This window comes from Pseudomonas pharyngis (assembly GCF_021602345.1).
GTDB classification, from domain to species: domain Bacteria; phylum Pseudomonadota; class Gammaproteobacteria; order Pseudomonadales; family Pseudomonadaceae; genus Aquipseudomonas; species Aquipseudomonas pharyngis.
Window position 1 is genome coordinate 344,583 of the sequence record NZ_BQID01000002.1, and the last position, 24,791, is coordinate 369,373.

The 24,791-nt window shown below is 59.7% G+C and carries 21 protein-coding genes; 15 read left to right on the forward strand and 6 right to left on the reverse strand.

Going from position 1 to position 24,791, the window contains the following annotated elements; genetic code table 11:
• Window positions 1–7: 7 nt before the first annotated feature.
• The 3 genes from L6D74_RS05160 to L6D74_RS05170 all read right to left on the reverse strand — a co-directional run bounded on the left by L6D74_RS05160 (window position 8) and on the right by L6D74_RS05170 (window position 3,726).
• Window positions 8–1,357 carry a metal-dependent hydrolase family protein gene (locus tag L6D74_RS05160; RefSeq protein WP_236188005.1) on the reverse strand — a complete coding sequence of 450 codons (1,350 nt, stop codon included), beginning with the start codon at window positions 1,355–1,357 and terminating at the stop codon, window positions 8–10.
• A gap of 189 nt (window positions 1,358–1,546) precedes the next feature.
• Window positions 1,547–2,704: an alpha/beta hydrolase family protein gene (locus tag L6D74_RS05165; RefSeq protein ID WP_236188010.1), complete on the reverse strand. Its 1,158-nt coding sequence runs from the start codon at window positions 2,702–2,704 to the stop codon at window positions 1,547–1,549.
• Between the two features lie 59 nt (window positions 2,705–2,763).
• Window positions 2,764–3,726 carry a LysR family transcriptional regulator gene (locus L6D74_RS05170; protein ID WP_064596621.1) on the reverse strand — a complete coding sequence of 321 codons (963 nt, stop codon included), beginning with the start codon at window positions 3,724–3,726 and terminating at the stop codon, window positions 2,764–2,766.
• Between the two features lie 257 nt (window positions 3,727–3,983).
• On the opposite strand from L6D74_RS05170, the gene L6D74_RS05175 reads away from it, so the two are divergent.
• From L6D74_RS05175 to L6D74_RS05230, 12 genes are all read left to right on the forward strand, one after another.
• Entirely contained in the window at window positions 3,984–4,925 is a 942-nt protein-coding gene (locus tag L6D74_RS05175) for a VOC family protein (RefSeq protein ID WP_236188015.1), read from the forward strand.
• A gap of 14 nt (window positions 4,926–4,939) precedes the next feature.
• Complete coding sequence (locus tag L6D74_RS05180) at window positions 4,940–5,302, forward strand: Rieske (2Fe-2S) protein (RefSeq protein WP_236188018.1); 363 nt, start codon at window positions 4,940–4,942, stop codon at window positions 5,300–5,302.
• Between the two features lie 134 nt (window positions 5,303–5,436).
• Window positions 5,437–6,573, forward strand: a complete 1,137-nt coding sequence (locus tag L6D74_RS05185) for an FAD-dependent oxidoreductase (protein WP_236188020.1) — start codon at window positions 5,437–5,439, stop codon at window positions 6,571–6,573.
• Between the two features lie 57 nt (window positions 6,574–6,630).
• Entirely contained in the window at window positions 6,631–8,328 is a 1,698-nt protein-coding gene (locus L6D74_RS05190) for a DUF1302 domain-containing protein (RefSeq protein ID WP_236188022.1), read from the forward strand.
• Between the two features lie 12 nt (window positions 8,329–8,340).
• Complete coding sequence (locus L6D74_RS05195) at window positions 8,341–9,729, forward strand: DUF1329 domain-containing protein (RefSeq protein WP_236188025.1); 1,389 nt, start codon at window positions 8,341–8,343, stop codon at window positions 9,727–9,729.
• Window positions 9,730–9,789: 60 nt separating this feature from the next.
• Complete coding sequence (locus tag L6D74_RS05200; protein WP_236188031.1) at window positions 9,790–10,893, forward strand: WD40/YVTN/BNR-like repeat-containing protein; 1,104 nt, start codon at window positions 9,790–9,792, stop codon at window positions 10,891–10,893.
• Between the two features lie 4 nt (window positions 10,894–10,897).
• Complete coding sequence (locus L6D74_RS05205) at window positions 10,898–13,372, forward strand: efflux RND transporter permease subunit (protein WP_236188034.1); 2,475 nt, start codon at window positions 10,898–10,900, stop codon at window positions 13,370–13,372.
• On the forward strand, window positions 13,362–14,609 hold the full coding sequence (locus L6D74_RS05210) for an MFS transporter (RefSeq protein ID WP_236188035.1): 1,248 nt from the start codon (window positions 13,362–13,364) through the stop codon (window positions 14,607–14,609). The genes L6D74_RS05205 and L6D74_RS05210 overlap by 11 nt, the downstream gene beginning before the upstream one ends.
• Window positions 14,610–14,622: 13 nt before the next feature.
• Entirely contained in the window at window positions 14,623–15,204 is a 582-nt protein-coding gene (locus L6D74_RS05215; RefSeq protein ID WP_236188036.1) for a cupin domain-containing protein, read from the forward strand.
• The gene (locus L6D74_RS05220; RefSeq protein ID WP_236188037.1) at window positions 15,201–16,184 is read left to right on the forward strand and encodes a fumarylacetoacetate hydrolase family protein; all 984 of its coding nucleotides are present in this window, start codon (window positions 15,201–15,203) and stop codon (window positions 16,182–16,184) included. Before L6D74_RS05215 ends, L6D74_RS05220 begins: the two co-directional genes overlap by 4 nt.
• A gap of 9 nt (window positions 16,185–16,193) precedes the next feature.
• Window positions 16,194–17,195, forward strand: coding sequence for an NAD-dependent epimerase/dehydratase family protein (locus L6D74_RS05225; RefSeq protein WP_236188038.1), 1,002 nt, complete (start codon window positions 16,194–16,196; stop codon window positions 17,193–17,195).
• Entirely contained in the window at window positions 17,173–17,967 is a 795-nt protein-coding gene (locus tag L6D74_RS05230) for a cyclase family protein (protein WP_236188040.1), read from the forward strand. Before L6D74_RS05225 ends, L6D74_RS05230 begins: the two co-directional genes overlap by 23 nt.
• 95 nt (window positions 17,968–18,062) lie before the next feature.
• On the opposite strand, the gene L6D74_RS05235 is transcribed toward L6D74_RS05230, so the two are convergent.
• Window positions 18,063–19,136: an aromatic ring-hydroxylating oxygenase subunit alpha gene (locus L6D74_RS05235; RefSeq protein WP_236188041.1), complete on the reverse strand. Its 1,074-nt coding sequence runs from the start codon at window positions 19,134–19,136 to the stop codon at window positions 18,063–18,065.
• Window positions 19,137–19,172: 36 nt separating this feature from the next.
• A complete protein-coding gene (locus tag L6D74_RS05240) occupies window positions 19,173–19,796 on the reverse strand; it encodes a ferredoxin reductase (RefSeq protein ID WP_236188043.1) in 624 nt (207 codons plus the stop codon).
• A gap of 285 nt (window positions 19,797–20,081) precedes the next feature.
• Here L6D74_RS05240 and L6D74_RS05245 point away from each other — a divergent pair, with 285 nt between their 5' ends.
• Entirely contained in the window at window positions 20,082–20,552 is a 471-nt protein-coding gene (locus L6D74_RS05245; RefSeq protein ID WP_064596594.1) for a MarR family winged helix-turn-helix transcriptional regulator, read from the forward strand.
• A gap of 123 nt (window positions 20,553–20,675) precedes the next feature.
• Window positions 20,676–21,191: a cupin domain-containing protein gene (locus L6D74_RS05250; RefSeq protein WP_236188045.1), complete on the forward strand. Its 516-nt coding sequence runs from the start codon at window positions 20,676–20,678 to the stop codon at window positions 21,189–21,191.
• A gap of 267 nt (window positions 21,192–21,458) precedes the next feature.
• Here the strand turns inward: L6D74_RS05250 and L6D74_RS05255 are convergent, their stop codons facing one another.
• Complete coding sequence (locus tag L6D74_RS05255) at window positions 21,459–23,249, reverse strand: thiamine pyrophosphate-requiring protein (protein ID WP_221397352.1); 1,791 nt, start codon at window positions 23,247–23,249, stop codon at window positions 21,459–21,461.
• Window positions 23,250–23,513: 264 nt separating this feature from the next.
• On the opposite strand from L6D74_RS05255, the gene L6D74_RS05260 reads away from it, so the two are divergent.
• Entirely contained in the window at window positions 23,514–24,737 is a 1,224-nt protein-coding gene (locus tag L6D74_RS05260) for a zinc-dependent alcohol dehydrogenase (RefSeq protein WP_236188046.1), read from the forward strand.
• Window positions 24,738–24,791: the final 54 nt, after the last annotated feature.

Here is a 24,791-nt window from a genome sequence, read left to right on the forward strand (position 1 = left end):
TGTGTCCTCATACGGCCCATTTACCCAATTGAGCAACGCGGTCGCGGGTGTAAAGATCCGTCCATTTCAGTGAGTTGAAATCGGACACCTGCTTGGGGTTGTAGGGGCTGCGATCCATACGTACCGGTTGGCCGGCCTTGTAAACGGCCTTCAGGCGCGAACGATCTTGAAGGATGCGGATGTCATCCAGCGGTGAACCGTCGAGCACGAGGAAGTCTGCCTGCTTACCCACTTGCAGGGTGCCGAGGGTTTCACCGCGTGGCATGCAGCGCGCACCGACAGCCGTCGCGGCGTATAGAGCTTCTGCTGTTGTGAAGCCGAGGCGTGTCACCAGCAGTTCCAGCTCACGGGCATGCCATTCGCCATAGGGCGTCACCGCAAAACCGCTATCACTGCCGCAGGCAAACGGTACGCCGGCCGCTTTGGCGCGTTTGAGTACCGCAGAACCGACCTCCAGTGTGCGAGCACAATAACCGGCATAACCGGTGCTGATGGCCGGATCATGGGGCTGGCAGAAATCCACGGTGTTTTGCGGGAACGTCATGGTCGGGGCAAGGATGCTGCCGGCCTCAAGCAGCGCTTCGATGCACGCGTCGTCCATGTAAAAGGCATGAAAGACCAGATCAACGCCCGCGCGCGCCGCGTACATCACGGCTTCGCGACCGTAGGCATGCGTGGCGACCTTGCAGCCGAGACGATGTGCTTCCTCGACCATTTCGAAGGTTTCGTCGGCAGTGAAGGCCGCAATGATTTCGCCGTTGGGGCGGCGGTGCGTGCCGTCCATGGCGATCTTGATCAGGTCAACGCCATCCTTGGCCTGCTTGCGGATCTCCGCGAGGGCGTCGCTTCGGCTGGTGACCAACTGCGCGGTGAAGTACTGCGGAGCGCCAACCCGACTCGGGAACCAGTCATTCAGACTCTGCCGATTGGTGATGACGCGGCTGCTGGCCGCGATCCTCGGGCCTTTGAACAAACCAGCGGTCACCGCATTGCGCACGGCGATGCTGAGCTGGCCGCTGTCGCCGGGGCAGACCATGCTGGTGACGCCGGCGGCCAGCACGTGTTGCGCGAAGAACATCCCGCGCAACGCGCGAAATTCGTCGCTGGTCCATAGATCAATGTCTTCTTCGCTTTGCGCGTTGCCGAAGGCCAGATGCGTGTGCACATCCACCAGCCCCGGCATCACGAAATCATCCCCCGCATCCACCTGTGTATCGCCTGGCTGGGGAGCGGGTGCCAACGCGGTAGCGCCGACGTAACTGAGCAGGCCGTTTTCGACGATCAATGTCTGTTGTTGGCGGGTCTCCAGTCCAGTGCCGTCGAACAGGGTCTGGCATTTCAGGTGCAGGGCAGTCATGGCGTCTTCGCTTTGTGATTGTTCTGCAAAGAGAGGCTAGAGAGCAGGCGAGGGGACGACCAGCAGATTGCATCGATGGCTGCGTATTGACGGCGTCAATAGGTGCGCCAGCGCTTGAATCCGTTAATGCAAAACGCCGGAAAATCGAAAGATTATCCGGCGTTTTTTTTTGCGTGTTTTTTCAGTGGATCAAGCGGTGCGACCGCCCAGGGTTTCGGCGATCCAGTCGGCAATGTAATGCCCGGCATTGATGCTGTTGTCGAAGCTCGAATGCTGCACGCCACCTTCACGTTCCGTGAAGATTTTCAGTTCACATTTTGGACTGTTGACCAGTTGTTCGTAGGTGCGATGCGCCCACTTCAACGGAATCTGCGAATCCTGCTCGCCGTGGGTCACGAGGAACGGCACCTTGATCCGGTCGAGCACGCCGTCAAGGTGGACGTTTTCGGCGATGGTCATGAACTCTTCGACGTTCTTGGCCCCCCACACCCAGCAGACATGCGCCCAGTAGTGCGGCACCGGGAAGCTGCCTTCCTTTTCCAGTCGACGCTTTTGCACATCACGCCAGTCGTGGTTGGCGCCCCATACGACGCCACAGGCGAAGCGCGGTTCGAATGCGACCGCGCGCGGGCAGTAATACCCTCCAAGGGAGACACCTTCGAGCCCGATACGTTTGGCATCGATGTCGCTTCGGGTTTCCAGCCAATCCACCACGCGACTGGCCCAGTGCTCACTGTCAAATCGTGCGGTCAGGCCGTGCAGGCGCAGCGCTTCGCCGGTGCCAGGCTGGTCGATGATCAGCGAAGAGATGCCGCGTTTCGCCAGCCAGGCTGGCAGGCCCACGCGGTATTTCATTTCTTTGGTCGAGTCCAGACCGTTGACCTGCACCAGAATCGGCGCCGGCCCATCGACGCCTTCGGCGCGCACCAGCAAGCCGGAAAGGTGTTTGCCCTCATACGGGATTTCCACCCGTTCACAGTTTTCACGCGACAGTTCGATGCCGCGCTTGAAGGTTTGCAGGAAGCGTTGATAGAGCTCGGTACGGCCCGGCGCGCCGTGGGCTTGCAGGCGCTCGCAGGTCAAATAATAGGTGGCGGCGCGGTTGTATTTTTCGCCAGCCGAGAGCATCCGGCCATTGCCTTCGTCTTCCTCGGCCAGACCGCAGAGCTTGTCGGCCATTTTCGCCCAGGTTTCGCGAAAGGCGCGGGTGCCGGCCGCGTCTGGCTGTTTCGCAGCCTCTTGCAGCGGGGCGCACATCGCTTCGATTTCACCCATGCGGGCGCCCATTTCAATGGCCAGGTCGACAGAGAGATTCCAAACGTAGTTGGTCGGGAAATAGCGAAACATGATTATTGTTGTCCTTATGGTTGCCGTGGCATTCCCAAGGCACGTTAAGGATCACCCGGTTAATTGGCCAATCGTGACGGCGGATACGAGGTATCGCGCGATACGATAGGCACGTGTTGCAGCTGCTGGATGGATTCGCTGATGCGTTCGCGCAGCCAGCGGTGCATCGGGTCGCCGTCGACGCTGCGGTGCCACAACATGTACTCGCGCATGACCGGGATTTTCACCGGCGGCGGCAGGATGCGCAGTGGCAGATAGTGCGCGTAGAGGTTCGCCAGACGTTGGTGCATCGTGGCGATGCGCTGCGTGCCGACGATCAATTGCGGCAAGGTATTGAAGTCGCTGGTGATCACTTCAATGCGCCGATTGAAGCCGTATTGATTCATGAACCATTCTTCAATGCTCATGTGCCGAGTACGGCCGAAGCCTACCGAGACATGGCCCATCTCCATGTACTGCTCAAGGGTCAGGCTGTCGCCAACCTGCGTATTGCCTTGCCACACCACGCACACGTGCTCTTCTTCGAACAGCAGGTGCGAAGGGTGGCCATCAATGATGTAGCGCTCGGGGACAATCATCAGGTCGACCTCGCCACGTACCAGCAACTCGCCGGAGTTGTCGCTGGGGCCAAGCATTTCGAACGTGATATTGGGCGCTTCCTGATGAATGTTCTGGATCACCTGGGCGAACAGCACGCTGATCAGATAATCCGAGGTCACCAAACGAAAATGTCGCTTGCTGGTCGCCGGATCGAACACCGGTTTGGCGGTAATCGAGGACTGAATCGTTAGCAGTACTTCACGCACCGGTTTCGCCAGTTCCGTGGCATAGGGTGTGGGCTGCATCCGGCGTCCCACCTGGACCAGCAGCTCATCCTCGAAGTAGGTGCGCAAACGCGCGAGCACGCCGCTGGTGGCGGATTGGGTCATGTGCAGGCGTTCGGCAGCGCGGGTGATGTTCTGCTCTTCGAGCAACACATCGAGCGCGACCAGCAGGTTCAGATCCAGATGGTTGAAACGCATGGGCAGGTCCGTTCTTGTATTTATTTTCGCAATACATTCGAACGAATCCATCGACACGTCAACCTTCGTCGCAGGTATCGCGTTTGCCGATAGGTCGCATCCCGACTTGCGATTAGTCAGCTGTCAGCCCTTGCGCCAATCTTCGCCGCAGTCGGCCCTGCTGCCGACACCACCACCGGTTTCCAGTCAGGCCTGGCGCGCTGCAAGGCGTCCATGGCGACAGTCTCCGGATCATAATTTCAATGGAGTGGTAAGCCATGAACATCATTGGCCTTGATGCCCTGATTTTTGGCGTCGATGACATTCAAACCTGCACCGATTGCCTGCGCGATTACGGCCTCGCGCCGGTTGGCGTTGACGGCGAGGGCGGGCGTTTCGAAGCGCTGGACGGCACCGCCGTGATTATCCGCCGAGCCGACGATCCTGACTTGCCGGCGGCGATAGGCCCGGCGCCGTCGATTCGCGAGACGGTCTACGGGGTCGCTGCGATCAGCGATCTGGATGCCATCGAAGATGAGCTGGCCCGTGATCGCATCGTCCGTCGTGATCAGCACGGCGTGCTGCACAGCGTTGACGACATGGGTTTCGCCATCGCTTTTCAAGTCAGCGTACGCAAGCCTTACAGCGCTCCGAATGACCTGACCAACGCCGCCGGCCATGCGCCACAGCGGCCGCTTAACCAGCCCGGCATTACCCTCGATATGGGCGCTGTTCCGCGCACTTTGTCGCACGTGGTGTATTTCGTACCCGATGCAGCGAAAGCAGAAGCGTTCTACGCCGAGCGTCTGGGTTTTCGCACCACCGACACCTTCATTGGCGCCGGGCCGTTCATGCGCCCGGCCGGTTCTGACGATCACCATTGCCTTTTCATGATCCAGACCCCACCGCACATGAAGGGCTGCGAACACTTCACCTTCCACATGGGCAGTGGCACCGAAGTGCTGCTGGCCGGGACGAGATTCGAGCAAAAGGGTTGGACCAGTTTCTGGGGCCCGGGCCGTCACCTGTTTGGCTCCAACTGGTTCTGGTACTTCAACAGTCCGCTGGGCTGCCACATCGAATACGACGCCGACATGGACAAGCACGATGACGCCTGGGAGGCCCGTCGCGCGCCGCTGTCGGCGGATAACTCGCAGCTGTTCCTGTTCAGCGCCAAAGAAAAATGGGCCCCCGGTGGCCCGCCGCCAAAACTCGGCTGAGGGCCGCGCTGATCATGAGCGGTATTGCGCAGCCATTGTGTCGGCTAGACGAACTGGAGGAGGGCCGGGCGCGCGGATTCGATCCGTTGGCGCAGGGCCGCGACAGCGTGTTCGTTCTGCGTCACGACAATCAGGTGCGGGTCTATCGCAACCGTTGTCCGCATCTGGACGTGCGTCTGGAGTATCGCAAGGACCGCTTCCTGTCCGCCGATGGCCAGTTGATCGTCTGTTACGCCCACGGCGCGCAATTTCTGCCGGCGACGGGCAAGTGCATCTACGGCCCGTGCCTGGGCCAGAGGCTGGAGGCGCTGCCGTTCTGCGAGAAGGATGGCTGGCTGCTGTTACGAATGCCTGAAGAGTTGCCGCAGCCGGGATAAGTCGAGGTATCGCGTATGGCGATACATCGCATCCTTACTCGCGATTAGTCAAATCCCTGCTTTGCCGGGAAGCTTCATCCAACGATGCCGTGCCCGACGCAGCATCGATCACAAGAATAAAAAGAGAGAACACCATGAGTACAGTGAACAACGTTCTGATCGTGGGCGGTGGTATCGGTGGCTTGTGCGCGGCCATCGCCTTGCGGCGTAAAGGTATCGAGGTCGACCTGATCGAGCTCAAGTCCGAATGGACAGTCTATGGCGTCGGGATTATTCAACAGAGCAACGTCGTCCGTGAGATGGCCAAGCTGGGCGTTCTCGACGGTTATCTCGATGCCGCTTATGCCTTCGAAGACGTCGCCATCTATGGCCCGGGCGGGCAACAACTGGCGCGCATTCCGGGTCAGCGACTGGCCGGCCCGCAATACCCTGCCAACGTCGGCATTTCCCGCCTGGCGCTGCACAAAGTCCTCAGCGAAACCGCCCTGCAACTCGGCGCCAACGTGCGCTTGGGCTTGAGCGTGGAAACGCTGAACGACGATGGCACAGAGGTCGACGTGTTGTTCACCGACGGCAGTCGCGGCCGCTACGACCTGGTGGTCGGTGCCGACGGTCTGTTCTCGAAAGTGCGTAGCCTAGTCTTTGGCGATGCCTACACCCCGCGTTTCACTGGTCAGTCGGTGTGGCGCTACAACTTTCCCCGCGCGCCGCAGATCGATCATCTGGCCAACTATCAAAGCGCTGACGGCAACGCCGGGCTGGTGCCGCTGGCCGGCGATTTGATGTACCTGTTTCTGACGTCCCACGAACCGTCCAATCCGTGGATGGATCCTGCCGATCTGGCTGCGCAAATGCGCCAGCGCCTGCAGGGTTTTACCGGGCTGATCGGCGAGCTGCGCGAGCAAATCACCGACAACAGCCTGGTCGTCTACAAGCCGATGGAAGTGGTGTTCGTCGATGAGCCGTGGCATCGCGGACGCGTCCTGCTGATCGGCGATGCGGCCCACGCCACCACGCCGCACCTCGGTCAAGGCGCCGGCATGGCCATCGAAGACGCGATTGTGCTCAGCGAAGAACTCACTCGCGAGCAGTCCGCCTCCAGCAGCGTCGAACAGCAGCTGCAGCGCTTCATGGCGCGGCGTTTCGAGCGTTGCAAATACATCAGCGAAAGCTCGGTGCTGGCCGGCGACAAGGAAATGCAACACGACCGCGACTTCGATCGCATCGGTCTGGTCAAGCAAATGCTCGCGCGCACCGCCGAGCCGATCTAAGTCCCACCTGCGACGCATCCACAGCAGTTACCACTATAAAAACAAGAGGTTAACGCGATGGTTAGTTCTACGACTGCGGCGCTCGCGCGTCGCCCGGTCTGCTCGTCTGCACCCTTTGGTTTGAGCGTCGCTGCGCTGCTGGTGCTGTGCAGCCAGGCCGCTCACGCTTTCGACATCGATACCGGCAACCCGGATTTCAAGCTGCGTTGGGACAACACGGTCAAGTACAGCGCTGCCTGGCGCACGCAGAATCCGAGCAGCAAGTTGACCGAGGGGCAGGTGGCGCTCAATCAGGACGATGGAGATCGTGCGTTCAAAAAAGGCCTGATCTCCAATCGCACCGACATCCTCTCGGAGCTTGATTTGTCGTTTCAGGACTTCGGCGCACGTTTGAGCGGTGCAGCGTGGTACGACAGCGAGTACCAGGGCAACAACGACAATAACGATCCGTCCCGCGCCAACGCACGTTCGGTGGGCTACGACGAGTTCACCGATGACACCCGTCATTTGCACGGTGGTGACGGCGAAATCCTCGACGCCTTCGTCTACTGGAACGGTGAACTGGCCGACCGTGCAACGTCAGTGCGCGCCGGCCGTCATGGCCTGATCTGGGGCGAAAGCCTGTTCTTCGGCGCCAACGGCATTGCCGGTGGCATGGCCCCGGTTGATGTGGTCAAGGCGCAGTCGGTGCCTAATACGCAGTTCAAGGAAATCACCCGTCCGGTCAATCAACTGTCTGGCACTTTCCAACTGACTGACGACGTCTCGCTCGGGGCGTATTACCAACTTGAATGGGAAGAAACCCGACTGCCCGCCGCCGGCAGCTATTTCTCCACCAGCGACACCATTGGCGAAGGCAATGAGCGTCTGATCGTCGGTGCACCGTTTCCGGCATTCCTCGGCGGCAACCCGGCCAGTCCCGCCGCGTTTTTCCACGGTAATGACAAGGAAGCGCGCAGTTCGGGGCAGGGCGGTCTGCAACTGAAATACAGCGCTGAGACCGTCGAATACGGCCTCTACGCCATTCAGTACCACGACAAGACACCCAAGCTGTATCTGAAACCGTCAACGGCGGCGCCGAACTTCAGCACCGGACAGATCGGCGAGTACTACTGGGTTTACCCCGAAGATATTCGCGCGCTGGGTGCGAGTTTTTCCACCACCGTGGACGAGTACAGCTTCGCCGGTGAAGCGTCGATGCGCTGGAACATGCCGCTGGTTTCGAACGGTCAGACCGTGCTGCCCGGCGTCATCGCAGACAACGATGATGACGCGTTGTACGCCGTGGGTCGCACCGCTCACGTCAACTTGAACGTGTTGGCATCGTTTGGCCCCAACTTCATCGCCCGCGAGTCCGGACTGGTTGGCGAAGTGGCGTGGAACCGTTTGCTCAGCGTCACTAAAAATCGCGCCGCGCTGGACCCGAACGCCACCGATGATGGCCTCGGTTTCAAAGTCGTCTACACGCCGACGTACCGCCAGTTCTTCTCCGGCATCGATATCAGCATTCCAGTCGGCGTCAGTTACTTCCCGCTGGGCAAATCAGCGGTGGTCAGTTCGTTCGGCCCGGACAACGGTGGCGACATCAACATCGGCATCACCGCCACATACCTCGATCGCGTCACGGCCGGCCTGACCTACACGCATTACTACGGCGCCGAGGACACCAACCTCAACGGCCTCAGCCAGTTCAATTACAAGCAATCGCTGAAGGATCGGGATTACCTCGCCTTCTCCGTCAAGACCACGTTTTAAGAGGACTTGCGCATGACTTCTCACCACCACAATCGCTTCCCACGGCTGAAGGCCCTGTGCTTTGCCTTGCTCGGAACGCTGACCGTCCTGAGTCAGGTTGCAACTGCGGCCACCGCAGAAGAGGCGGCCAAACTGTCGAGCAGTCTCACGCCAATGGGTGCCGAACGCGCAGGCAATGCCGACGGCAGCATTCCGGCCTGGCAGGGCGGTTACACCAAGGTCGACCCGGCGTATAAACCGGGCGGCAAACGCAGCGATCCGTTTGCGGCCGACAAGCCGCTGTTCAGCATCACCTCGAAAAACCTGGCGCAATACGCCGCCAAGCTCAGCGATGGCACCAAGGAAATGTTCAAGCGTTTTCCCGAGACCTATCGCATAGATGTCTATCCGACCCGTCGCACGGCCGCCGCGCCGCAATGGGTGTATGACAACACCCTGAAAAACGCGACCCGCGCCAAACTGGTCGACAGCAGCGCCGGACCGGTGCCCGAAGGTGCGTTTGGCGGTATTCCATTCCCGATTCCGCATAACGGCGCCGAAGCCATGTGGAACCACATCCTCAACTGGCGCGGCACGTCACTGGCCATGCACTTTCGCCATTACCTGATGACCGCAGACGGCAAACAGGTGATGACCACCGACGGCCAGGCGATCCAGGACATGCCGTATTACTACCAGGACGGCACGCCGGAAAGCTTCGCCGGTGATTACTGGCTGTTCCGCCTGCTGAACGTCGGCCCGCCGTTGCGTGCCGGTGAGCAAATCATGGGGCGCACCAATATCAACGGCGACAAGTCCCAGGCCCACGTCTATCTGACCGGCCAGCGCCGCGTGCGCAAGTTGCCGAATGCCTGTTGCGACACACCGACGCCGGCCACCGCCGGGGTGATGTCGTTCGATGAGTTGAGCGTGTTCCAGGGGCGCATCGATCGCTTCGACTGGAAACTGGTCGGCAAGCAGGAAATGTACATCCCTTACAACACCAACAAAGTCCTGACGGCCGGCAAACCGGAAGATTTGTTCCTGGCTCATCACATGAACCCCGATTACGTGCGCTGGGAATTGCACCGCGTGTGGGTGGTGGACGCCGAACTCGCGCCGGGCAAGCGTCACCAATTGCCGAAAGGCCGCTACTACCTCGACGAAGATACCTGGCAAGCCATGCTCGGCGATCGCTGGGACGCCAACGGCCAACTCGCCAAAACCTTGTGGTCGCTGCCCGCCGTGCTGCCGGATCTGCCAGCGCAAGCGCAGCTGTCTTCGGGGTTCTACGACCTGACCTCCGGCGCCTGGTTTATCCAGAACGTCTACACCGGTCTGCCTGAGCAATACGGCGTGGTCGATCGCTACAAGGCGTCTGAATTCTCGCCGGCGGCGATGGCGGGTGCCGGGGTTCGTTGAATCGGGCCGGATCGCCACACGGTGTGGCGATCCGGTTTCACAGGTGGTTTCGAGGTCGGTATGAACAGAATCTGTCAGGTGCTCGGGCGGTTGTTAGCGTTACTGGCGCTGCCTTGCGTATTACCCGTGAGCCAGGCTCAGGCTGCTGTCGTTGGGGATGTATTGCACACCCCGGCGATGCGCGCGCCGCAGGCCCGGCAAGCCGTGTTGCTTGATCTGGCGCGGGCAGGTGCGCGGTTGGTGGCGGTCGGCGAACGCGGCATCGTCTTGCTCTCCGATGACAACGGTATCAATTGGCGGCAGGCGCAGGTGCCGGTCTCCGTCAGCCTTACGGCGGTGCAGTTTGTCGATGCCAACACGGGCTGGGCGGTCGGTCATGCCGGTGCGGTGCTGGTCTCCCACGACGGCGGCGAAAACTGGGCGTTGCAGCTGGACGGCAACCGCGCTGCGCAACTGGAGTTGCACGCCGCACGCGAGCAACTGCCGACAGCGATTGACCCCGACGCAGCGGCGGCGCGCGTGCAAACCGCCGAACGGATGGTCAGCGAAGGCGCGGACAAACCGTTTCTCAGCCTCAAGTTCACCGATGCGCGTCACGGCCTGATCGTCGGCGCCTACGGCCTCGCGTTTACCACCGAAGACGGCGGCGTGAGCTGGCACTCGCTGATGGGCCAGATCGACAATCCGATGGGCGCGCATCTGTATGCCATCGCGCAACACGGCGAGCGTTGGTTCATCTCCGGCGAGCAAGGTTATGTGGCGCGTTCCGAGGACGGTGGACAATCTTTCGTCGCGCTCGACAGCCCGTACAGCGGCAGCCTCTTCGCCCTGCAAGTGCGCGATGACGGCACGCTGCTGGCGGCAGGACTGAAAGGCAACGCGTTCATTTCCACCGACGACGGTAACAGCTTTCTGCCCGCGCCCGTACCGATGCCGGTTTCCTTCAGTGAAGCGATTCGCACCGCCGACGGCCAGCTGTTGTTGATCAATCAGGCGGGCGCAATGTTTCGCACCTCGGGTGATGCACCCACCCTTCAGCCTTTCGGCAAACCGCTGGGCAAATCGATTTCCAGTGTCGTGCAGGCCGCTGATGGCAGCCTGGTGCTGGCCGGTTTCACCGGGTTGACGCGGCTTGCATCGCCCACTGCTACAGCTTCGGAGTGAGGTTATGAAACCATTCGACAACGCCACGGCCAGCCTGGCGAGTTTCGACCCGCGCTCCGGCTCGGTCGTGGAACGCACTTTGTTCAATCACCGGTTGTGGGTGTTGCTGGTGTGCCTGGTGACCACGCTCTTCTTGGGCTATCAGGCCACGCGCGTCGAGCTGAACGCCAGTTTCGAAAAGATGATTCCCACACAACAACCCTACATCGCCAATTATCTGCAACATCAAAAGCAGCTCAGCGGTCTGGGCAACTCCTTGCGCATTGTCGTCGCCAATCGCCAGGGCGATATCTACGACGCTGATTATCTGAAAACCTTGCAGGCGTTGAGCGACAAGCTTTACCTGCTGCCCGGCGTCGACCGTGCCTACATGAAGTCGCTGTGGACGCCCGCAACACGTTGGGTCGCAGTGACTGAAGACGGCCTGGATGGCGGCCCGGTGATTCCGGATGATTACGCTGGCACACCGGCCAGTCTTGAGGCCTTGCGTCGCAACGTGCAGCGCTCCAACGAGCTCGGTCAACTGGTGGCGTTCGATCAAACCTCGAGCATCATTTATGTGCCGTTGCTGGCGACCACTGCTGACGGCCAGGCGCTGAGTTATTCGGTGCTGTCCGAGCAACTGGAGGCGTTGCGCAGCGAGTACCAGAACGACAGGATCGACATCCACATCACCGGCTTCGCGAAAAAGGTCGGCGACCTGATTGCCGGGCTCAAGCAGATCCTGTTGTTCTTCGCCGTCGCGATCCTGATCACCACCGCCGTGCTGTTCTGGTACACACGCTGCCTGCGCAGCACCGTGCTGGTGGTGTTCTGCTCGCTGGTGGCGGTGGTCTGGCAACTGGGTCTGTTGCCGTTGCTCGACTATCAGCTGGATCCGTACTCGGTGCTGGTGCCGTTTCTGGTGTTTGCCATCGGCATGAGCCACGGCGCGCAGAAAATGAACGGCATCATGCAGGACATCGGTCGCGGCATGCACCGGGTCGTTGCCGCACGTTTCACCTTTCGCCGGCTGTTCCTGGCCGGGCTGACGGCATTGTTGTGCGACGCAGTGGGTTTTGCCGTGCTGATGCTGATCAAGATCCAGGTGATTCAGGATCTGGCTGTGATCGCCAGCATCGGTGTAGCGGTGTTGATTTTCACCAACCTGATTCTGCTGCCGGTGTTGCTGTCCTATGTCGGCGTAACGCCGCGTGCGGCGCAATTGAGCCTCAAGAGCGAGCAGAACGATCAGACCGGGGCGCGGCGTCATGGCTTCTGGCGTTTTCTCGATCTGTTTACCCGACGTCGCTGGGCCAGCCTGTGCATTGCCATCAGCCTGGCGTTGGCGGCATTGGGTTTTGTGGTCAGCCTGCAATTGAAGATCGGTGATCTGGATGCCGGTGCACCGGAGCTGCGTGCTGACTCGCGCTACAACCAGGACGATGCGTTTCTGACCCGGCATTACGGTGCCAGCAGTGATTTGTTCGCGGTGATGGTCAAGACCCCGGCCGGGCAATGTGCGCGTTACGACATCCTTGCCAAGGTCGATGCGCTGGACTGGCAACTGCGCGCGCTGCCGGGGGTGGATTCGACCAACTCGCTGGCCTTGCTCAACCGGCGCATGCTGGTTGGCCTCAGCGAAGGCAGCGCCAAGTGGTACGAGCTGCAGAACAATCAGGCGATGCTCAACATGATCACCGCCAGTGCGCCACGCGGCTTGTACAACGAGGACTGCAGCCTGCTGACGCTGTACGCCTATCTCACCGACCACAAGGCTGAAACGCTGACGCGGCTGGTCGATCATGTCGAGCAATTCGCCGCCGCCAATAACAACGATGATGTGCAGTTCCTGCTGGCAGCGGGCAATGCCGGCATCGAAGCGGCGACCAATATCGTGGTCAAACAGGCCAATCGCGAGATGTTGTTCTGGGTCTACGGCGCGGTGATCGTCCTGTGCCTGATCACCTTCCGTTCGTGGCGCGCCACGCTGTGCGCGGTGATTCCACTGATGGTCACCTCGATCCTCTGCGAAGCATTGATGGTCTGGCTGAACATCGGCGTGAAGGTCGCGACGTTGCCGGTCATTGCGTTGGGGGTCGGCATTGGCGTCGATTATGCGTTGTATGTGATGAGCATTCTGCTCGGCCATCTGCGCCAGGGCGCGAGCCTGTCCGAGGCTTATTACCGCGCACTGGTGTCCACCGGCAAAGTGGTGATGCTCACTGGTATCACGCTCGCCATTGGCGTGGCCACGTGGATCTTCTCGCCGATCAAATTCCAGGCTGACATGGGCGTGCTGCTGGCGTTCATGTTCGTCTGGAACATGGTCGGCGCACTGGTGTTGTTGCCAGCGCTGGCGTACTTCCTGCTGCCTGCACGGCGCACGAACACCGACGCGGAAACGCCAGCGGAGGCAGTCGATGTGGCCGTGCCGTCACGAGCTGTGGCGGTAGATATTGTTCAATCGCGTCATCGGGAGACCTGTCATGGCCGTTGAATCTTCATTGGAAAGCAGCGGCCGCCGTGCCGGTTTGTCGCAATCGTTGCTGTTGCTGCTCGGCAGCTGTCTGCCCGTGCTCGGCGCGGTATTGCTCGCACCGGTATTGCCGCGCATGCAGGCACATTTTGCCGATGTCGCGGGCAGCACCGTGCTGGTGCCGATCGTGCTGACGTTGCCGGCATTGATGATTGCATTGCTGGCACCGTTTGCCGGGGTCATCGCCGATCGGCTCGGACGCAAACCGCTGTTGTTGGCGAGCATGGCCCTGTACACGCTCTGCGGTGTGTTGCCGCTGTGGCTGGACTCGCTGCCGGCGATTGTCGCCAGCCGCGCCGGGATAGGTCTGGCGGAGGCGGGGATCATGACCTGCTGCACCACGCTGATGGGCGACTACTACAGCGGCGCACGCCGTGAACGCCTGTTTGCACTGCAAATGGTCGCGACGTCGCTGTCTGCTGCGGTTTTTATCGCCTTGGGTGGTTTTCTCGGTCAGGACGACTGGCGCACGCCGTTTGCGCTGTACGCGGTCGGGCTGATCTTCCTGCCGCTGATGGCGTGGAAACTCTGGGAACCGCAACCCCGCGTGCAACCGGCAGCAACATTGCCGGTGCCAGCCCCGCGCGCATTTCCATGGCGGGCACTAACACCCATGTATGCATTGTCGCTGCTCGCGGGCCTGAGCCTGTTCATCGTGCCGGTGCAGGCCGGCTACTTGCTCAACTTGTTGCACGTGGATGCGCCGCAGCAGATCGGCATGACCATGGGCGCCAATCAACTCGGTGTGCTCGTCGGGGCCTTGAGTTTTCGCCTGTTGAGCGGTCTGCGCAGCCAGCATGTGTTGCTGATTGCCTTTGGCCTGGCTGGCATCGGCGGGCTGTTGATGGCCGCTGCCGGCAGCCACGCGCAGGTGGTGGTCGCGGTACTGGTTAATGGTCTGGGCATCGGTCTGATGTTGCCGACGTTGATCACCTGGATCATGGCGCAAGTCGGCTTTGATCAGCGGGGGAGAGCGGCGGGGTGTTTCACCGCCGCGATTTTTGCCGGCGAGTTCATCAGCCCGCTGGTGGTACTCGCCATCACTTCCGGGGCTTCCACGGTGTTGCCTCAAGCACTGGCCATGATCGGTTGGCTGCAACTGGTTGTGGCGCTGTTTTGTCTGTCCGTGCCGAGGCTCGGTGGACTGTTGACCCGCAGCCATGTCGGCGGGCACGACTCCATCGGCAACGGCCATTGAACGAGGATTTTCCATGCAAGCGCTTCCCCCATTCAAACGCGTGGTCACCGGACATGATGCCCAAGGCCGCGCGGTCGTCGCCAGTCACGGAGCAACTGCCAACGTCTTCGCACTGCAAGCGGTGCCAGGCACGGTGTTTCATGAAATATGGAACAGCAGCGGCAGTCCGGCACTGCTCGACAATGCCGATGATCCAACTAGCAAACCCTTGCAACTGAGCCCCGGCCCGCTAGGCAGTGTGATTCGTGTCGTCGACATTCCGCCGGACAGCGTGCAGAACCAGGTCAGCGATGCCTCTGCTGCGGCTGCATTTGCCGAGATTGGCCAGGCGCACGCCGGCACCGGTCACGCCAACGCGCGACACAAACTGATGCACCGCACCGAAACCCTCGATTACGGCATCGTCACCGAAGGCGAAGTGTGGCTGGTGCTCGACGAGACAGAAGTCCACCTCAAACGCGGCGACGTGGTGGTTCAGCGCGGCACCCATCACGCGTGGAGCAACCGTACCGAGGCCATGGCGCGCATGGTGTTTATTCTGCTGGACGGGCGTTTCGCCGCTGAATTGCAAGACTGCCCGGGAGAAAAATCATGAAGCTCGCAACCTTGAAAAACGGTAGCCGTGACGGCCAATTGGTGGTGGTTTCGCGTGACATGGCCCGGGCGCTGGACGCCCGTTCGGTAGCGCTGACCTTGCAGCAAGCCATCGAAAACTGGGCTGAAGCCGAGCCGCGTTTGCAAGCCCTGGCGCGTGAGCTTGAAAACCACGATTGCCGCGAGGCCTTTGCCTTCGACCCCGCGCAGGCGATGGCCCCGTTGCCGCGTGCTTATCAATGGTGCGATGGCTCGGCGTTTCTCAGTCACGGTGCACTGATGCAGAAGGCGTTCAACCTCGACCCGATCGAAGGCGCTGACCGTACGCCGTTGATGTATCAGGGCGCCGGTGATGACTTCATCGGCGCACACGATGACATCGAACTGCCGAGCGAAAGCCAGGGCATCGATTTCGAAGGCGAATTTGTCGTGCTGGTCGATGATGTGCCGATGGGCTGTTCGGCGGAAAACGCGTTGCAGCACATCAAGCTGATTCTGCAGATCAATGATGTCAGCCTGCGTGCGCTGGCACCGCGTGAAATGCGCACCGGTTTTGGATTTCTGCAAGCAAAACCGTCCTCCAGTTTTGCCCCGCTGGCGATTACCCCGGATGAACTCGGCGAAGCCTGGCGTGATGGGCGCGTCAATTTGCCCCTGCAAGTGCAATGGAACGGCGAGTGGTGTGGCCAGCCGCACGGCGCGCAGATGAACTTTCATTTTGGCCAACTGATCGCCCACGCCGCGTTAACCCGGCGCTTGCGCGCCGGCACCCTGATCGGCTCCGGCACGGTGTCGAATGCCGAGCGCAACGTCGGCTCGGCGTGCATCGCCGAACGTCGGGCCATCGAGATGATCGAGCACGGCGCGCCGGTGACAGGCTTTATGCGTTTCGGTGATCGCGTGCGCATGGACGTCACCGGCAGCGATGGCCGGTCACTGTTCGGTGCGATCGATCAACGCGTCGTCAAGGCCCACGGCTAAGGAACGCCCATGCGTGTACTGATTACCGGAGCCAATGGCTTTGTCGGTCGCGAACTGCTGCGTTGTCTGCTCGCGCGCAGCAGTTTGCGCGGGCAAGTCATTCGTTCGTTGCTGGTGCTGGACACCGATGTCCAAGGCCTGCCAGTCGATCCGCGCCTGCGTCGGCACAGCGGCAGCGTGACGGATGCGGCGTTGATGCGCCGTGTCTTGGCCGATGGCATTGATGTGGTGTTTCACCTGGTCAGCATTCCCGGCGGAGCAGCGGAGGCGCATTACGAATTGGGTTATCAGGTCAACCTGCTGGCCAGCCTCGAACTGCTTGATCAACTGCGCAACAAGGCGCGACCTCCGGTGTTGGTGTATGCCAGCAGCGTCGCGGTGTACGGCGCTGATCTGCCGGCGAAGATGAACGAGCAGGCTGAACTGCAACCGCAACTGTCGTACGGCACACACAAGGTGATGGTCGAGCGCGCGCTGATCGATCTGGGTCGGCGCGGTGAAGTCGACAGTCGCGCGGTGCGCCTGCCGGGCATTGTCGCGCGCCCACGCGAACCCAACGGGTTGCGCTCGGCCTTCATGAGCGACTTGATGCGTGCCTTTGCCGAGGGCGCTGACTATTGCTGCCCGGTGTCGCCGCAAGCGACGGCGTGGTGGATGTCGGCGCGCTGTTGCGTGAACAACTTGATCCACGCCGCTGAACTGGATGACGTCGCCGCGCAACAGCGGGTCTGGCAACTGCCGGTGCTGCAGTTGTCCATCGCCCAGGTCATCGATGCACTGGCGGCAACTTACGGCGAGCAACGCCGTGCGCTGATCAGTTTCGCCGCTGACCTTGACCTCGAAACCCTGTTCGGGCGCATGCCTCCCTTGAAAACCCCGCAGGCCCGCGCTGCCGGTTTCTGCCATGACGGCAACGTCGCCACGCTTATTCGCAACGCCCTCAATCCAGCCCCTTATCGGCCTCTGCCGTTGAACGGAGATACGCCTCATGTCACAGCCCATCCAGCGTAAACGTCGTCTGGTCGACCTTTCGGTGACCCTCGATAACAACCCGTATACAGACCCGCCGCCGCTGTTGCCGAAAATCGATTACATGGATCACCAGCAAGGCTGGCCGGAGATGGCGGCGATGTTTCCGGGTTTGCAGCTAGAGCAGATGCCCGGCAATGAATCGTGGGCCGCCGAGCGCTTGCAGATCACCACCCACAGCGGCACCCACATGGACGCGCCCTGGCATTACGCCTCGACCACCGATGGCGGCGAGCCGGCGTTTGGCATTGACGAGTTGCCGCTGGACTGGTGTTTGCAGCCGGGGGTCAAACTGGATTTTCGCCATTTGCCTGACGGTCACGTGGTGACGGCAGAAGAGGTCGAAGCGGAGCTGGCACGTATCGAGCACACGTTGCAACCGCTGGATATCGTCCTGGTTAATACACGCGCCGGGGCGTTGTTTGGCCAGCCGGGTTATCTCGATGCCGGCATTGGCATGGGACGCGAAGCGACGATGTATCTGCTGGAACGCGGCGTGCGCGTGGTCGGCACTGATGCGTGGAGCTGGGACGCGCCGTTCAAGTACACCCGTGAACGTTTTGCCGCCAGCGGCGATGCCTCGATCATCTGGGAAGGGCATAAGGCCGGGCGCGATATTGGCTACGGGCAAATGGAAAAACTGGCCAACCTCGCATCCCTGCCAGCGAGCGGCTTCACGGTGTCGTGCTTTCCCTACAAAATCCGGCATGCGTCTGCAGGTTTTGTGCGTGCGGTGGCTATTTTCGAAGAGTGATCGGGCTGTTTAAGACATTCCTTTAACGACAGCAAGAGAACGGCAGGCTTTGAACACAGTGGACGGCGTTTGCCGCCGCCACTGTTTTGCGGCCATCAACCCGTCGGATTGCGCAGTCGCTCAATGATTCTACGGGCACGATTGGCACCGACGTCGACATGAATATCAATCATCGGGCGCGTACCGAACCGGCACATGTTCTGGTACTGCGCCTCGATCACCACTTTGTCTTCGTCGAACGTCAATCGCGTCTGATGCAGGACTTTGGCTGTGACGGCCTCGGGATCATGTTCAGGGTTGGTGGCCATGGTCCAGAAGTAGTGGCTTGAAGTGTCTGTTTCTGGCGTTACGCCGTGAAAACCACGCATGTGGAAACCGCCTCGATCCGGGTTATTCAAGTCGTCAGTGCCTGCGTCGATCGCGCCGGTCCAGATGCGCAGGTGATTGACGTGAAACTCGATCTCCTGCCAGCGGTCAATGTTGCCTTTGAACGGATAGGCGGCGGTGTAGGTCGGCGGCGGAACGGAATCGGGCATGTGGCGAACCACGCGAACCATCGAGTCGTCGCTGTCCACACTCATATGCGCGTTCATGTGAATGCTGGCGTTGCCACCAATGGTGTGCAGATGGACATAGCCCAGGTGACTCAGATCCATGAGGTTGTCGTGGATGAGTTGATAAGGCGCGTCGTAGTGGTAGACATCACCGTCGAACAGGTATTTGCCGCTGCTGTGCACGTCGTAGACCGGTGGCGAGAATGTCGGCTGCGGATGCTCAGCGCTGCCGAACCAGATCCAGATGATCTGATCCTGCTCCCGGACAGGGTAGGCAGGCACTTTGGCTTTGCTCGGAATCTTGTCCTGGCCCGGAATTTCGATGCATTTACCGCCTTCATTGAATAGCAGTCCATGGTAACCGCAGCGCAAACCGCGCTCCTCTACCGTGCCACCGGACAGGGGCAGTGCACGATGGCAGCAGCGGTCTTCCAGTGCGGCGACCTGGTTATCCGCCGTGCGAAAAAGCACTACCGGTTTGTTCAGTAACGTGCGGCCAAGCGGCTGGTTTTTCAGTTCCCGGCTCAAAGCCGCGACGTACCATTGATCGAGCGGGAAGCTCGACGCAGTGGCCGGGAGAATTTCGTGTGCAAGGGGCAGGGCAGCGGTGGTCATGATGTTCTCCGGCGAGCGGTCAAGGCTCGGTTCAGGTCAAAGGTCCAATACCAGGCGGGGCGATTTGGCACGTGAGCAGCATGGGGTGAAACGGTCATTGGCAGCGTGTTCGGCGGCGGTCATGAACTGGTCACGGTGATCGGCTTTCTGTGCAGGCGATCCGCTGTCGTCATGCAAATGCACGCGGCTGGCGAAGGGCGCTTGGGCGAGCCATTGGATAAACGCGGCACGCTCACGGGATCGAAAGCTGTAATGCAGCTCGAAATCTGCTCCTTGGTGGTGAAGTTCATGGGCCATTGCCACCATCGGCGTGATGCCAATGCCTGCGCCAAACAGCAGGTGGCGCCTGGCTGAGCCTGCGAGTGGAAAGAGGTTGCGTGGTTCGCTGATGCTGAGCGTCTGTCCCTGACTGATGGTGTCGTGCATCGCAGCGGAACCGCCGCGCGAGGCGGGATCTTTCAGCACACTGATGACGTAGCGATGACGCTCTTTGGAGTCATTGCACAGCGAGTACTGCCGGGTCAGACCTTCGGCAATGTGGATGTCGATGTGTGCCCCGGCGTTGAACGGCGGTAGGGGGCGACCGTCTGCTGAGCACAGCTCGAAACTGCAGATATCCTCGGCCTCGTCGACTTTGCGGGTGACGTTGACTTGGAGCATGACTTCTCCCTCCACATTGAAGTGGCTGCTGAAAAAAGAAAGGGGGGCGAGCGGGTGACGAATCAGCCGGGCAAGAAGAAGTAGAAAGGGTGGCTAATCATGGGCGCCAATAAAGGGCACGGGTGGGGAGCGTTCATAAGCAAGACCTGTTAATTATTTTTTTGAGGTTGTGCTACGGCGTATCATGCGGCGCATTGTCCGCAATGCTTGGCTGAGTGAATCCTCAGATAAATTGGTTGCGGTGTCAACCAATATGTAAGGTCTTTGATCTATGGTGTTTTCTCGATGGCTACTGATACACAACTGAACCTGTCGCGTTATGTACCTGGCCTGGTGACGTTCCTGGCGAACAAACTCGCCACCGGGGCCTCCCAGTGCTATCGCAAACACTTCGGAATCGGCGTGGTTGAATGGCGGATGCTTTCAATGCTGGCCGTTGAATCCGACATCACCGCCAATCGAATCTGCCAAGCCATCGGCCTCGACAAGAGCGCTGTCAGTCGTTCATTGCAGACATTGGAAGCGGCGGGGCGGATCACCAGTCAACTGGATCCCAAGGATGCACGGCGTTACACCGTGCGATTGACGGCCAGCGGTAAAGAACTGCATGACCGCGTGCTCAAAGTTGCACTTGAGCGAGAGTCGCGTCTGCTCAGCGGCTTGACTCCGGCTGAGGTTGATACATTGGTTGACTTGCTTGGGCGCCTGCATCTGCAAGTGCCCAATGTGAACAGCTACGACCCGAGTGAGGAATGAATCAGCGGAAGACCGAGATTTAGCTGTTAAATTCGTCGTTCGTCTTGAATTTTCGCTTAACTACACTAAATGGTCGTTTAGTCGAGTTATTACATAATGTATTGAAAAACAATGGAGCAGGCCATGAATCCGAGTCAGATCAGTGCGTCGAACTTGATTGAATCACTGGACCTTGAAGATCATGTTGAGGGCGGCTATTTCCGCAGGACATACCAGGCTGATCACCGGGACATGCTTGAAACCACGAGCGGCTCACGCTTTCTGATGACGTCGATTTACTACCTGCTTACCGAAGATTCACCGGTCGGCCAGTTTCATTTCAACCATTCGGACATCCTGCATTATTTCCATCTGGGCGATGCCATTGAGTACAGCTTGATCCTTGAAGACGGTTCACTGCAGACGTTGGTGATGGGCAGCGATGTTCTAGCCGGACAACATTTGCAATTGCACGTACCGGGCGGAATCTGGAAAGCCTCCAGACTGCTGAATGGCGAGAACGGATTTGGTTTGATCAGCGAAGCGGTTTCACCAGGCTTTGATTTCGCCGATATGGAAATGGGAAGTCGGCAAAAACTCACAGCGCGGTATCCGCAGCATCGAGCGCTGATTGAAAAGCTGACGCGTGCCGAGGATTGAGAGCGGCACATTTTAAATAGAGGGATCTACAGGTAACAAAGATCAGGTCGTTTGAAAGCGATGCTGGAGATCGAAATGGCGTGCGCAACCGGGCTGACTCCGTAATACTTTGTTACGTGTAATGTATATTATGTTAAATAGTGTTTCTGATCGGAACTTCCTCGGTTCACCTTTGACGCCAGGACGCCCTGACTCCCCGGCGTCCTGGTGATATGCAGATTGAAAACCAAGCCATCGTCACGAAACTCTTCGCGGGTCTTACCGTCACTACTTGCGCTTCCCGGGCAATACCGTCCCCAATACCTGTTTAGCCGTTTGCACGATGACGCCCGCTTCGTCCGGATCACCCTTGAGCAACGTGCTGGCGAATTTCTTTGCCTGTTCCAGCTTGATATGCGGCGGCAACGGCGGCACATTCGGGTCGGTCTTGAATTCAATGACGACCGGTACTTCGGAAGCTAACGCCTGCTCCCAGGCTGCGGCCACGTCTTCCTCCCGATCGACAAAAATGCCTTTGAGGCCGATGGAGATGGCGAACAAATGGTAAGGCACATCCGGAATACTCTGCGAGGCAACGAATTTCGGATCGCCCTCCATCACGCGCTGTTCCCAGGTGACTTGATTCAGATCCTCATTGTTGAACACGGCGCAGATCCACTTCGGGCTGTCCCACTGTCGCCAGTATTTGGCGACCGTTATCAGTTCGGCCATGTTATTCATCTGCATGGCGCCATCGCCGACCAAGGCGATCACCGGCCGTTGCGGGAAAGCGAACTTCGCCGCTATCGCGTATGGCACAGCGGCGCCCATCGAGGCCAGGCCACCGGAGAGCGAGCACTTCATGCCCTTGCGGATTTTCAGGTCACGGGCGAACCAGTTGGCGCAAGAACCGGAGTCGCTGGTGATGATGGCCTGCTCGGGCAGACGCGGGGACAACTCATACACCACCCGTTGCGGGTTAACCGGGTCGGCCTTGGCCATCGCGCGCTTCTCGAGGGTTTTATCCCAGCTCGCCCGCCAGCCTTCGATCTTTTTACGCCACTTGCGCAGCGGCTTGTGTTCGAGCAACGGTGCCAGTGCCGCCAGGGTCTCGGCCGCATCGCCGGCAAGGTTCACCTCCATCGGGTAGCGCAGACTGAGCATGTCCGGTTGCAGGTCGATCTGAACCCCGCGCGCCTGCCCTTCTTTCGGCAAGAACTCGGCATAAGGAAACCCCGATCCGATCATCAGCAGGGTGTCGCACTCCGTCATCAATTTGTAGCTCGGTTCGGTGCCGAGCAGACCGATACAACCTGTGACCCAAGGTAATTCGTCCGGTAATACAGCTTTGCCGAGCAGTGCCTTTGCCACTCCGGCGCCCAGTTTCTCGGCAATCGCAAACACTTGCTCGCTGGCGTGCAGCGCTCCGGCACCCACCAGAATCGCAACCTTCTCTCCCGCATTCAGCACATCGGCCGCACGTTGCAGATCCGCGTCATAAGGCAGCACTTTCGGCTTGCTGTAACCAACCCCCGAATGCGCAGTGCCGTGGGCCCTCGCCGGCGCCTTGTACTCTAAGTCCTGCAGGTCGTTCGGCAGGATCAACGCAGTCACCCGGCGTTCGCCAATCGCCGTGCGCACCGCACGATCCAGCAAGTGCCGGACCTGGGACGGCGCCGAGGCCTGTTGCACAAATGCTCCGGCCACATCCTTGAACATCGAGACCAGATCCAGCTCCTGCTGATAATGGCTGCCCAGTGCCGTGCGCGCCTGCTGCCCGACAATCGCCAGTACCGGCATGTGGTCCAGCCGAGCGTCGTACAGTCCGGTGATCAGGTGCGAGGCGCCGGGGCCGGATGTCGCGATGCACACACCCAGTTCACCGGTGAATTTGGCATGGGCGGACGCCATGAACGCCGCCATTTCCTCGTGACGCGCCTGGACGAATTCGATCTTGCCGCCCGCCCGGCTCAACGCACCGAAGACGCCGTTGATACCGTCGCCGGGATAACCAAAAATTCGCGTCACACCCCATTGGCTCAGGCGTTCGACCAGAAAATCACCCACTGTCACCGTCATGTCCGACCTCATCTTTTCATTGCGTATGACATCCCGGTGCGCCGACATCCACGACACGCTCGGGAGATGTAAAGGTCTGGACCGCCCGGCGGACGGCGAAGTTTCGATTAATTGCGGATCACGACGGAGACGCAAGACAGGGTGATAAGGCGCTCTTCATTGTGAGGACCACCGCCAGTCACTTCCCCCGCCTTTCATTATGAACTTACGCTCTCCGTGTGCCCTCTCCCACTTACATCCAGTGAAAGTCAGAGGTAGGACGCCATGAGAGCACTTACGTATCACGGCGCGCACAGCGTCAAAGTCGACAACATTGCGGATCCAGTCATCCAGGACAGCGATGACATCATTCTTCGAGTGACGGCAACCGCGATTTGCGGATCTGACCTTCACCTTTATCGAGGAAAGATTCCAACCGTCGAGCATGGCGATATTTTCGGTCATGAGTTCATGGGGATCGTCGAGGAGGCAGGTTCAGCGGTGACCGCCGTGCAGCCGGGCGATCGGGTTGTCATTCCCTTCGTCATTGCCTGCGGCAGCTGTTTCTTCTGCGCAATGGATCTGTTCGCGGCCTGCGAAACTACAAATACGGGGCGTGGAGCGATCTTGAATAAAAAGGCGATACCCCCGGGAGCCGCGCTGTTCGGATTCAGCCATATGTACGGCGGAGTGCCTGGCGGGCAGGCCGAATACGTGCGTGTACCGAAAGCCAACACCGGGCCGTTCAAAGTGCCAGGGACACTGCCGGATGAAAAAGTTCTTTTCCTCTCCGACATCCTCCCGACTGCGTATCAGGCTGTAACGAACGCGGGGATTGGCAACGGCTCCAGCATCGCCATTTATGGTGCGGGCCCTGTCGGTTTATTAAGTGCAGCCTGCGCAAGAATGCTCGGGGCCGACCAGATTTTCATGGTCGATCACCATCCTTACCGCTTGGCTTACGCGCAGAAAACATACGGCGTAATTCCCATCAACTTCGATGAAGACGACGACCCTGCAGATACGATCATTCGGCAAACCAAAGGAATGCGGGGCGTCGACGGCGTCGTGGACGCGGTCGGGTTTGAAGCGAAAGGCAGTACGACGGAAACGGTTCTCGCGACACTCAAGCTCGAGGGAAGTAGCGGCAAAGCTCTGCGCCAGTGTATTGCAGCTGTCAGACGTGGTGGCATTGTGAGTGTCCCTGGAGTCTACTCTGGATTCATACATGGATTCCTTTTCGGGGACGCGTTTGACAAGGGTCTGACTTTCAAAATGGGTCAAACCCACGTGCATCGCTTCCTGCCGGAACTGCTACATCACATCGAGGCAGGCCGCCTCTCACCGGAGGTTATCATCAGCCATCGTATGTCGCTGGAACAGGCTCCAGAGGGCTATAAAATTTTTGATAAAAAGGAAGAGGATTGCCGCAAGGTCATTCTGACGCCGGGCGATAGCGATGTGGCTCTACCGGAACACGATGTCAACACCACGGCGTTGGCCACGTAAATGTGTGAATAAAAGAAAGGACGTGAAATATCAAAAGATTGTGAGTCATCGGTG